Annotated in this window: 10 protein-coding genes; 2 read left to right on the top strand and 8 right to left on the bottom strand. The window is 69.1% G+C overall.

The window, feature by feature from the left end; translation table 11 throughout:
• The 3 genes from MHY20_RS11145 to MHY20_RS11135 all read right to left on the bottom strand — a co-directional run.
• Positions 1 to 190 (bottom strand): hypothetical protein (locus MHY20_RS11145; protein ID WP_239376822.1); only part of this gene is annotated, 190 nt, incomplete at its 3' end.
• Positions 191 to 266: 76 nt separating this feature from the next.
• Positions 267 to 593, bottom strand: coding sequence for a hypothetical protein (locus MHY20_RS11140; RefSeq protein ID WP_239376821.1), 327 nt, complete (start codon positions 591 to 593; stop codon positions 267 to 269).
• A gap of 17 nt (positions 594 to 610) precedes the next feature.
• Positions 611 to 2,308 carry a sodium:solute symporter family protein gene (locus MHY20_RS11135; RefSeq protein ID WP_183377303.1) on the bottom strand — a complete coding sequence of 566 codons (1,698 nt, stop codon included), beginning with the start codon at positions 2,306 to 2,308 and terminating at the stop codon, positions 611 to 613.
• 421 nt (positions 2,309 to 2,729) lie between these two features.
• Between MHY20_RS11135 and MHY20_RS11130 the strand changes: the two genes are divergently transcribed.
• Positions 2,730 to 4,064, top strand: a complete 1,335-nt coding sequence (locus tag MHY20_RS11130; protein WP_343217759.1) for an alpha/beta fold hydrolase — start codon at positions 2,730 to 2,732, stop codon at positions 4,062 to 4,064.
• A gap of 63 nt (positions 4,065 to 4,127) precedes the next feature.
• Here MHY20_RS11130 and MHY20_RS11125 read toward each other — a convergent pair whose 3' ends face one another.
• Together MHY20_RS11125 and MHY20_RS11120 are read right to left on the bottom strand one after the other, a co-directional pair.
• Positions 4,128 to 4,586 (bottom strand): SufE family protein, encoded by a 459-nt coding sequence (locus tag MHY20_RS11125; protein ID WP_239376820.1) that lies wholly within the window; start codon positions 4,584 to 4,586, stop codon positions 4,128 to 4,130.
• Positions 4,586 to 5,506 carry a sulfurtransferase gene (locus tag MHY20_RS11120; RefSeq protein WP_239376819.1) on the bottom strand — a complete coding sequence of 307 codons (921 nt, stop codon included), beginning with the start codon at positions 5,504 to 5,506 and terminating at the stop codon, positions 4,586 to 4,588. The genes MHY20_RS11125 and MHY20_RS11120 overlap by 1 nt, the downstream gene beginning before the upstream one ends.
• On the opposite strand from MHY20_RS11120, the gene MHY20_RS11115 reads away from it, so the two are divergent.
• Entirely contained in the window at positions 5,505 to 5,654 is a 150-nt protein-coding gene (locus MHY20_RS11115; protein WP_239376818.1) for a hypothetical protein, read from the top strand. The two genes, MHY20_RS11120 and MHY20_RS11115, sit on opposite strands and share 2 nt — an antisense overlap.
• A 62-nt stretch (positions 5,655 to 5,716) precedes the next feature.
• Here MHY20_RS11115 and MHY20_RS11110 read toward each other — a convergent pair whose 3' ends face one another.
• Genes MHY20_RS11110 through MHY20_RS11100 form a run of 3 tightly spaced genes read right to left on the bottom strand, consistent with a single transcriptional unit; the run spans position 5,717 to position 8,236 of the window.
• The gene (locus tag MHY20_RS11110) at positions 5,717 to 6,772 is read right to left on the bottom strand and encodes an SPFH domain-containing protein (RefSeq protein ID WP_183377299.1); all 1,056 of its coding nucleotides are present in this window, start codon (positions 6,770 to 6,772) and stop codon (positions 5,717 to 5,719) included.
• A 12-nt stretch (positions 6,773 to 6,784) separates the two neighbouring features.
• Positions 6,785 to 7,282 (bottom strand): glutathione peroxidase, encoded by a 498-nt coding sequence (locus MHY20_RS11105; RefSeq protein WP_183377298.1) that lies wholly within the window; start codon positions 7,280 to 7,282, stop codon positions 6,785 to 6,787.
• Positions 7,283 to 7,318: 36 nt separating this feature from the next.
• On the bottom strand, positions 7,319 to 8,236 hold the full coding sequence (locus MHY20_RS11100) for a PfkB family carbohydrate kinase (protein WP_239376823.1): 918 nt from the start codon (positions 8,234 to 8,236) through the stop codon (positions 7,319 to 7,321).
• Between the last annotated feature and the right edge of the window lie 36 nt (positions 8,237 to 8,272).

Genomic DNA, 8,272 nt, shown 5'->3' with positions numbered 1-8,272 from the left:
CAGGGGAGGTGGGCGGCTTCATGAAGTAGCCGGGGGCTTCGGGGGTGCGGCCCTTCTGCTCCGCGCGGGCGGCGTAGCTGATGTGCATCGCGTACACGGCGCCGGGCTTCGTCCCGAGGAGGGACCAGGCGGCTTCGGCCGGATGCGGGGCGGACTGCTCGGCGGATGTGGGGCTCGTCACTGAGGTCATGCGGGCATCGTATATGATCCCCGCTCAGCTGTCAGCTGTGTCACTACCCGGGATTCCACCGGCTCGGGCGGGCGCGTCAGAGCGCGGCGATGTCCTTCGGCTCCTCAGCGCCCGGCTCGTTGTCCGCCACCACGATCCGGATCGGTTCCACCTTCGCCCAGATCGCCATCAGCGCGCCGAACACGACCAGGCCCACACCGATCCACAGGTTCGCGTTGAACCCGTCGGTCTTCTCGGCGTCGGCGGCGGAGAACGCGAACAGGCCGAGGGCCGCCAGGATGACGCCGTACAGCGCCATCAGCGCGCCGATGAACATGCGGATGTCGAACGCGCCGGTGGTCTCCACATGGGAGTCGGCGGGCAGCTGCGGGGTCTCGCCCGTCGGCGTGATGCTGGTGCTCATAACTGCTGCTCCTTCGATCAGGCGAAGACGATGTTCAGGCCGATCACCAGGACCAGGCCCAGGATCGCCATCGGGATGGGGCGGCGGAAGATCGGCAGATCGGCCTCGTCCGGATCCACCAGGTCGGCCTTCGGGGTCTCGGAGTACACCAGACCCTTCAGCTCATGCGCCGGCTTCGGCTGCGTCACCATCGTGACGATCACCGACACCACGATGTCCACCACGAACGCCGTCGCCGCGGACAGGAACGCCAGCCCCTGACCCGGCAGCTCGAACAGGCCGAAGAACGTGGAGGACGACCACAGGACCACCGCGGCGAGCGTGCCCGCCACCAGGCCCGTCCAGCCGGCGGTCGGAGTCATCCGCTTCCAGAACATACCGAGGATGAACGTGGCGAACAGCGGCGCGTTGAAGAACCCGAACAGGGTCTGCAGGTAGTCCATCAGGTTGGAGAAGTGGCCGGCGATCAGCGCGGTGAAGATGGCGATGATGCACGCGGTGATCGTCGCGATGCGGCCCACCGTCAGGTAGTACTCGTCATCGCGGTCCTTCTTCACGTAGGTCTGCCAGATGTCGTACGAGAACACGGTGTTGAAGGCGGACACGTTCGCCGCCATGCCGGCCATGAACGCCGCCAGCAGGCCCGCGATCGCCAGACCCAGCAGTCCGTTCGGCAGCACGTCCCGCATCAGCAGCAGGAGTGCGTCGTTGTACGTGACGCCCGTGCTGGCGGCGCCCGCGGAATCGCCCGCGCTCTCGAACTGCTTGAACGCGGTGAGCTCGTTGACCAGGACCGCGGCGATCATTCCGGGCACGATCACGATGAACGGGATGAACATCTTCGGGAACGCGCCGATGATCGGGGTCATGCGCGCAGCGGTGATCGACTTCGAGGCCATCGCGCGCTGCACCTCCACGAAGTTCGTGGTCCAGTAGCCGAACGACAGCACGAAGCCCAGACCGAACACGATGCCGATCACACTCAGCACCGGCGACTCGAAGCCGGACAGCTGCTGGCCCGGCCACGTGTGCAGCTGCTCCGCACCGAGCATGCCGTCACCGGACACCTTCTCCTTCAGCCCGGACCAGCCGCCCACACGGTGCAGACCGATCAGGGTCAGCGGCAGCAGCGCCGCCACGATCACGAAGAACTGCAGCACCTCGTTGTAGATCGCGGCCGTCAGCCCGCCGAGGGTGATGTAGGACAGCACGATCGCAGCGGCGACGATCAGCGCCACCCACATCGGCCAGCCCAGCAGACGGTTCACGATCGAACCGAGGAGGAACAGGTTCACGCCCGCGATCAGCAGCTGGGCCAGCGCGAACGACAGCGCGTTCACCAGGTGCGCGGCATTGCCGAAGCGCATCCGCATGAACTCCGGCACGGAGCGGACCTTCGAGCCGTAGTAGAACGGCATCATCACCACGCCGAGGAACAGCATGGCGGGGATCGCACCGACCCAGAAGTAGTGCATGGTCGGGAAGCCGTATTGGGCGCCCGTGGCGGACATGCCCATGATCTCCACGGCGCCGAGGTTCGCCGAGATGAACGCGAGGCCGGTGACCCAGGCCGGCAGAGACCGGCCCGAGAGGAAGAATTCGATCGAGTTCGAGACGCCGCGCTTGGCGTAGACGCCCACACCGATCACGAACACGAAGTAGATCGCGATGATGAGGTAGTCGACGATGGTCGCGTCGAGTCTGATGGTGTCCATGGGGCACAGATTCCAGTCAGGTGGGGGAAGGGGTGCTTGCCAACCTACCGCCCCGCGCCGCGCGACGGGAAGTCGGGCTGGGCCCATCGCCCCGGGCCCGCTCGCCGCCCATTCGGCTGGCGACCGATCACAAACCCTGGTGGAACCAGGGCTGTAGGCCAGTCCGGCTGCGAAAAAGGGCGGTTCAGCGGCTGAATCTGTTCGCGCACCCCTGCCGATCAAGGCGTGGAGGACGTGAGTGAGCACAATCCGACCAGAATCCGACCCCGGCGGGCGGTTCGCTGCCGAATCGGCCGATCTGCTCCAACTTGTGCACACGCCTCGCCACCGGCACTCCCGCCGTGCCGCCCGGGGAACGGGGCCGAGCCGTCCCCGCCGGCCGAGCCCCTGCCGGTCGCCGGGGCCGCGCTACGGTTGACCCATGCACACCTCTGACTCCGCATCCCGCCCCGCCCCGTTCCCGTTCGGGAACCAGAACCCGTCGGCCTCCCTCATGCCGGAGCACCGGATCGAGGACATCACGATCGATGTTCCGCTGGTGAACGATGACCCGTCGCGCGGCACGATCGAGGTGTTCGCGCGCGTCATCACCGCACCCGGCGGCGAGGACCGGCCGTTCCTGATGTACCTGCAGGGCGGTCCCGGCAGCGAAGCGCCGCGGCCCGCGCCCGGGCAGCCGGCCTGGGTGGCGCGCCTGCTGGAGGAGTACCGGGTCGTGATGCTGGACCAGCGCGGCACCGGCCGGTCCACCCCGGTGGGTCTTGACCTGCCGTTCCCGCCCGCACCGGAGCGCACGTTCCGCGAAGCGATCGAGCACAGCGCGGACGAGGTCGCGGAGTACCTCACCCACCTGCGGGCCGATGAGATCGTCAACGACGCCGAAGCGATCCGCCGCCACCTCGGCGCTGAGCAGATCTCCACGCTCGGCCAGTCGTTCGGCGGCTTCACCACCCTCGCCTACCTCAGCGCGCACCCCGAATCGCTGCGCGAAGTCCTCATCACCGGCGGGCTCGCCGCGGTCGGCCGCCACAGTGACGAGGTGTATGCGCAGACATGGCGGATCATGCGGGAGAAGTCCGAGGCGTTCTACCGCCGCTTCCCCCACGCCCGCGACCGCATCCGCGAGCTGATGGGCCTGGCGGACAGGGGCGAGATCCGACTGCCGAACGGCGACGCCGTCACCCCGGCGCGGCTGCGCACCCTCGGCCACCGCCTCGGCTCCGACGACGGCTTCGTGGCGCTCCACAACCTCCTCGAACTGGACCACCGCGCGCCCGCCTTCCAGCACGACCTCGCCGCCCTGCTGCCGTTCACCGGCCGCAACCCCCTGTACGCGGTCATCCACGAGAGCTGCCAGGCCGACGGGATCGTCACTGACTGGAGCGCGGAGCGCACCATGCCGCAGGACTTCCACGAGGATCCGACCCTGCTGGGCGGCGAGCATGTGCACCGCTCCCTGTTCGATGAGGATTCGGAGCTGGCGCCGTGGAAGCCGGTCGCCGAGATCCTCGCCGGCCACCAGTGGGGCCGCGTCTACGACGAGGACGCGCTGCGCAGCGCCGGGGTTCCGGGTGCCGCGGCCGTCTACTTCCACGACGCCTTCGTGCCGTCCGTGTTCTCTCTGGAGACGGTCGCGCTGATGCCGCAGGTCGCGCCGTTCGTGACCAGCGAGTACGAGCACTCCGGTCTGCGCTCCAGCGGCGACGCGGTGATCAGCCACCTGATCGACCTGGTGAAGGGCCGACGGGTCCGCTGATCCGCGGGACCCGTCGGCCGCCCGGCGGTCCGTGCTGCCGGGCCCGACGGGGCAGCCGTCTGCTCAGGCCTCCTCGGGGCCGATCTCCGCCTTCTCCCGCAGCTGGCGCTTGATCCGCGCCAGCATGCCGGCCATGCCGCGCAGGCGCAGCGCCGAGACGACCTCCGCGAGGCCCATCCGTTCGGTGACGTCGTTCGGAACGTCGAGGATCTCCCCGACGCTCAGGCCGTCGAGGCCCTCCGCGAGGATGCCGGCGAAGCCGCGCGTGGTCGGCGCCTCCGGCGGGGCGGAGAAGAACAGGCGCGCCTCGGCGTCACGGCCCGTGCCCTCCACCTCGGTGATGAGGAAGATCGGCGACTGGCACTCCGGCACCGGTTCCAGCAGCTCCGGGTGGTCGGCGTAGCGCTCGGGCAGCTCGGGTAGGTCGTCGGAGAACTCCAGCAGCAGCTGCAGGCGGTTGTCGCCGGACAGTTCGGTGAAGTCGTCGGCGATCTCCTGCAGGGCGGCGGGGACGGCGGACATCAGCGGCCCTCCCCGGCGGTGAGGCCGACGGGTGCCTCGCCCGGCTCCTCGCCCTGGGCGACGGGCACGCGCACGGTGTTGCCCCACTCGGTCCAGGAGCCGTCGTAGTTGCGGACATTGTCGAAGCCGAGCAGGTAGGTGAGGACGAACCAGGTGTGGCTGGAGCGCTCACCGATGCGGCAGTACGCGATCACCGGCTCGCTGGAGTCGAACGACAGCTCGTCGACGTAGATCGCCTCCAGTTCCTTACGGGACTTGAACGTCTCGTCGTCGTTCGCGGCGCGCGCCCACGGCACGGACTTCGCGGTGGGGATGTGGCCGCCGCGCAGGGTGCCCTCCTGCGGGTAGTCCGGCATGTGGGTGCGTTCGCCCGTGTACTCCTGCGGGGAGCGGACGTCTACGAGCTGGCCGCCGAGGAAGCCGAGCACGTGGTCCTTGTAGGCGCGGATGGGGGCGTCCTGGCGCTCCACCACCGGGTAGTCGGTGCGCTCACGCTGCGGCTTCTCACGGGTCATCTCGCGGCCCTCGGCCTGCCACTTGGCGCGGCCGCCGTCGAGGAGGCGCACGTCCTCGTGGCCGAACAGTTCGAACACCCAGAGGGCGTAGGCGGCCCACCAGTTGGACTTGTCGCCGTACACCACGATGGTGTCGTCGCGGCTGATGCCCTTGGCGCTCATCAGTTCGGCGAACTCCTCGCCGCCCACGTAGTCGCGGGTGACGGGGTCGTTGAGGTCGAGGTGCCAGTCGACCTTCACTGCGCCGGCGATATGGCCGACGTCGTACAGCAGCACGTCCTCGTCGCTCTCCACCACAACGAGGCCGTCGGCTCCGAGGTTGTCGGCGAGCCAGTCCGTGGTGACGAGCTTCTCGGGGTGGGCGTAGTCCTGGAGCTTCGGTGCCGGATCGGCGGGGATGGTCATGAAGAAACGGTCCTCCAAACGCGGGGTCGGTTGTGCTCCGATTGTCTCACCCGTCGGCGGCGCCAGCGCCCAGCTCGCCGCCGCGATGAACCTGGTGCTGGACGCACAGGACCGCGCCCTGCTCGAGGTTCTGCTGCCGCAGACCTGAGCGCGAGCGCGGTCCGGATGGTGGGGCGGTCCCGGCGGGGCCGCCCCCTCAGCTGATGGGGGTCAGCCCTGGTCGGAGCCGGCCGACGGGTGCTCCCACGGCTGCTGCGGCGCCGCCTGGTAGCCCTCGGGCTGAGAGGGCTGCTGGCGCTTCGGCTGGGCGCGGCGCAGGCGGGTCGCGGAGGAGTCGGCGTCGTCGTCGGCCTTCTGCGCGGCCTGCGACTGCAGCATGGCGTTGCGGATCTCGTCGCCCATGGCGCTGACGGAGCCGGGGTTGGACGGCAGGTACAGCACGTTGGAGCGGCCGTTGCGGGCCACGTCCTGCATGGTGTCGAAGTACTGGGTCATCAGCAGCAGCTGCTCAGCGGACTGTTCGATGCCCACGCGCTTGAGCATCTCGTACTGCTCGGCGATGCCCAGCGCGATGGCCTTGCGCTGTGCGGCCACACCCTCACCCTGGAGGCGCTTGGACTCGGCCTCGGCCTCAGCCTGGGTGACGCGCTTGATCTTGTCGGCCTCGGCGAGGGACTGCGCTGCCACGCGGTCGCGCTGAGCGGCGTTGATGGAGTTCATCGAGTCGCGCACGCGCGGATCCGGGGAGATGTCCGTGACGAGGGTGTTGACGATGTTGAAGCCGAAGTCGGCCATCTGCGAGGACAGGGTGTTCTCCACGCCGCGGGCGATGTCGTCCTTCGATTCGAACGCGGCGTCCAGCTCCAGGGTGGAGAGGGCGGAGCGGACGGTGTCGAACACGTAGGAGCGGATCTGCGCCTCCGGGTTGGACAGCCGGTAGTAGGCGTCCACCACGGACTCCTCGCGGATCACGTACTGAACGGCGACCGGGACGGTCACGAACACGTTGTCCTTGGTCTTGGACTCGATGTTCACTTCGAGCTGCTGGATGCGCAGGGAGATCGGCGGGGTGAGGGTGTCGCGGAACGGCACCTTCATGTTGAGGCCCGGCTTCGCAACGCGGCGGAAGCGGCCGAAGCTCTCCACGATCACGTTCTCCTGCGTGCGGACGGTGAAGAAGATCGACGAGCGGAGCCCGCCGAACAGCGCGAAGACGATCGCGATGAGGATGACGATCGGGATCAGGATCGCGATGAGCACCTCCATGGTGTCCCCTTTCTACTGGTCGGTGATGAGAGTGTCGATGCGGCGCGCGATCCGCGCCGGTGCGGTGGGCGGTCCGAAGCGGTCCACTACGTGGCCGTCGCGGTCGATGAGGAACTTCGTGAAGTTCCAGGCGATCCGTCCGCCTGCGATGCCGGGCTTCGACGCCTTCAGCCACTGGTACAGCGGGTGCGCACCGGGTCCGTTGACCTCGATCTTCGAGAACATCGGGAAGTCCACGGAGAAGTTCGTGGAGCAGAACTCGGCGATCTCCTCATCGGAGCCGGGCTCCTGGTGGCCGAACTGGTCGCAGGGGAAGCCGAGGACGCTGAAGCCGCGGTCCGAGTACTCGTCCTGCAGCTGCTGCAGGCCCGCGTACTGCTTGGTGAAGCCGCATTCGCTGGCGGTGTTGACGATGAGGAGGACCTGACCGGCGAAGTCGGCGAGGCTGCGCTCCTGCCCGTCGATGCTGAGCGCGCTGAAGTCACGGATCGAGCGTGGGGTCTCAGTCATCGGGCCCTTCTCCGCTGGTGGCGTGCATCAACGGCGTCAGTCTATCGACGACCGCGGCGGATCCGAAGCGAGGAAGGCGGAGACTTCTTCCCGTGCGGGCACGGACGCCGGACCGAGCCGCGTCACCTTGAGCGCCGCCCCGGCGTTGGCGCGCTCCGCCGCAGCCGCCCAGTCGCTGCCCAGTGCCCGTTCGGCGAGCAGGATGCCGGTGTGGGTGTCGCCGGCGCCGTTGGTGTCCACCGGGGTCTGCGGGAACCCCGCCACGTCGACAGTCGCACCGCCGGCGAGGACGGTGCAGCCCTTCTCGCCGTCGCGGACGATCACCACGTCACCGGCGATCAGATCGCGGATCGCGTGCAGGTCATCGGCGGCGCCCACGAGGCCCTCCGCTTCGTCGGCGTTCGAGGTCCAGACCGTGGTCAGGCGCAGCATCCGTCGGCGCAGCTCCTCATCGAAGTCGGCGAACGGGGCGCCGGGGTCCAGCACGATCTCCACCCCGCTCGGCAGCGACTCGAGGAACTCCAGGAGGGGCTCGCGGGTGGGGGCGAACAGGCTGTAGCCGCTGACGCACAGCAGGTCGCCCGGCTCCGGGGCGAGGGCGGCGAGGGAGGCAGCGGTGATGCGGCGCTCCGCCCCGTAGGTGGTGACGAAGGTGCGCTCCCCGGACGGCTCCACGAACACGAAGCACGGGCCGGTGTCCTCATCGGGAACGGGGTCGGCGGACAGGCGGATCCCGTCGGCCGCGAGGGCGGCGCGGATGATGTCGCCGTTGGGGCCGGTGCCGTGGGCGCCACCGTGAACAGCGGTCGCGCCGGTGCGGGCGGCGGCCACGAGGATGGTGACGGCGCCGCCGGCGGCGTACTGCGGCATGGCGGTGGCGTTGGCGTTCTGGCCGCGGCGCGGCAGGTGCGGCACGGGGATGGTGACGTCCACGAGCGCCTGCGCGGTGTGCAGGACACGGGCGGGGCGCTCGGTCGGCTGGGGGCTGTC

The sequence above is a fragment of the Helcobacillus sp. ACRRO genome, assembly GCF_022347125.1.
Taxonomy (GTDB): domain Bacteria; phylum Actinomycetota; class Actinomycetes; order Actinomycetales; family Dermabacteraceae; genus Helcobacillus; species Helcobacillus massiliensis.
The sequence above is the reverse complement of the archived record's forward strand: the minus strand, read 5'-3'. Positions and strand labels throughout refer to the sequence as shown.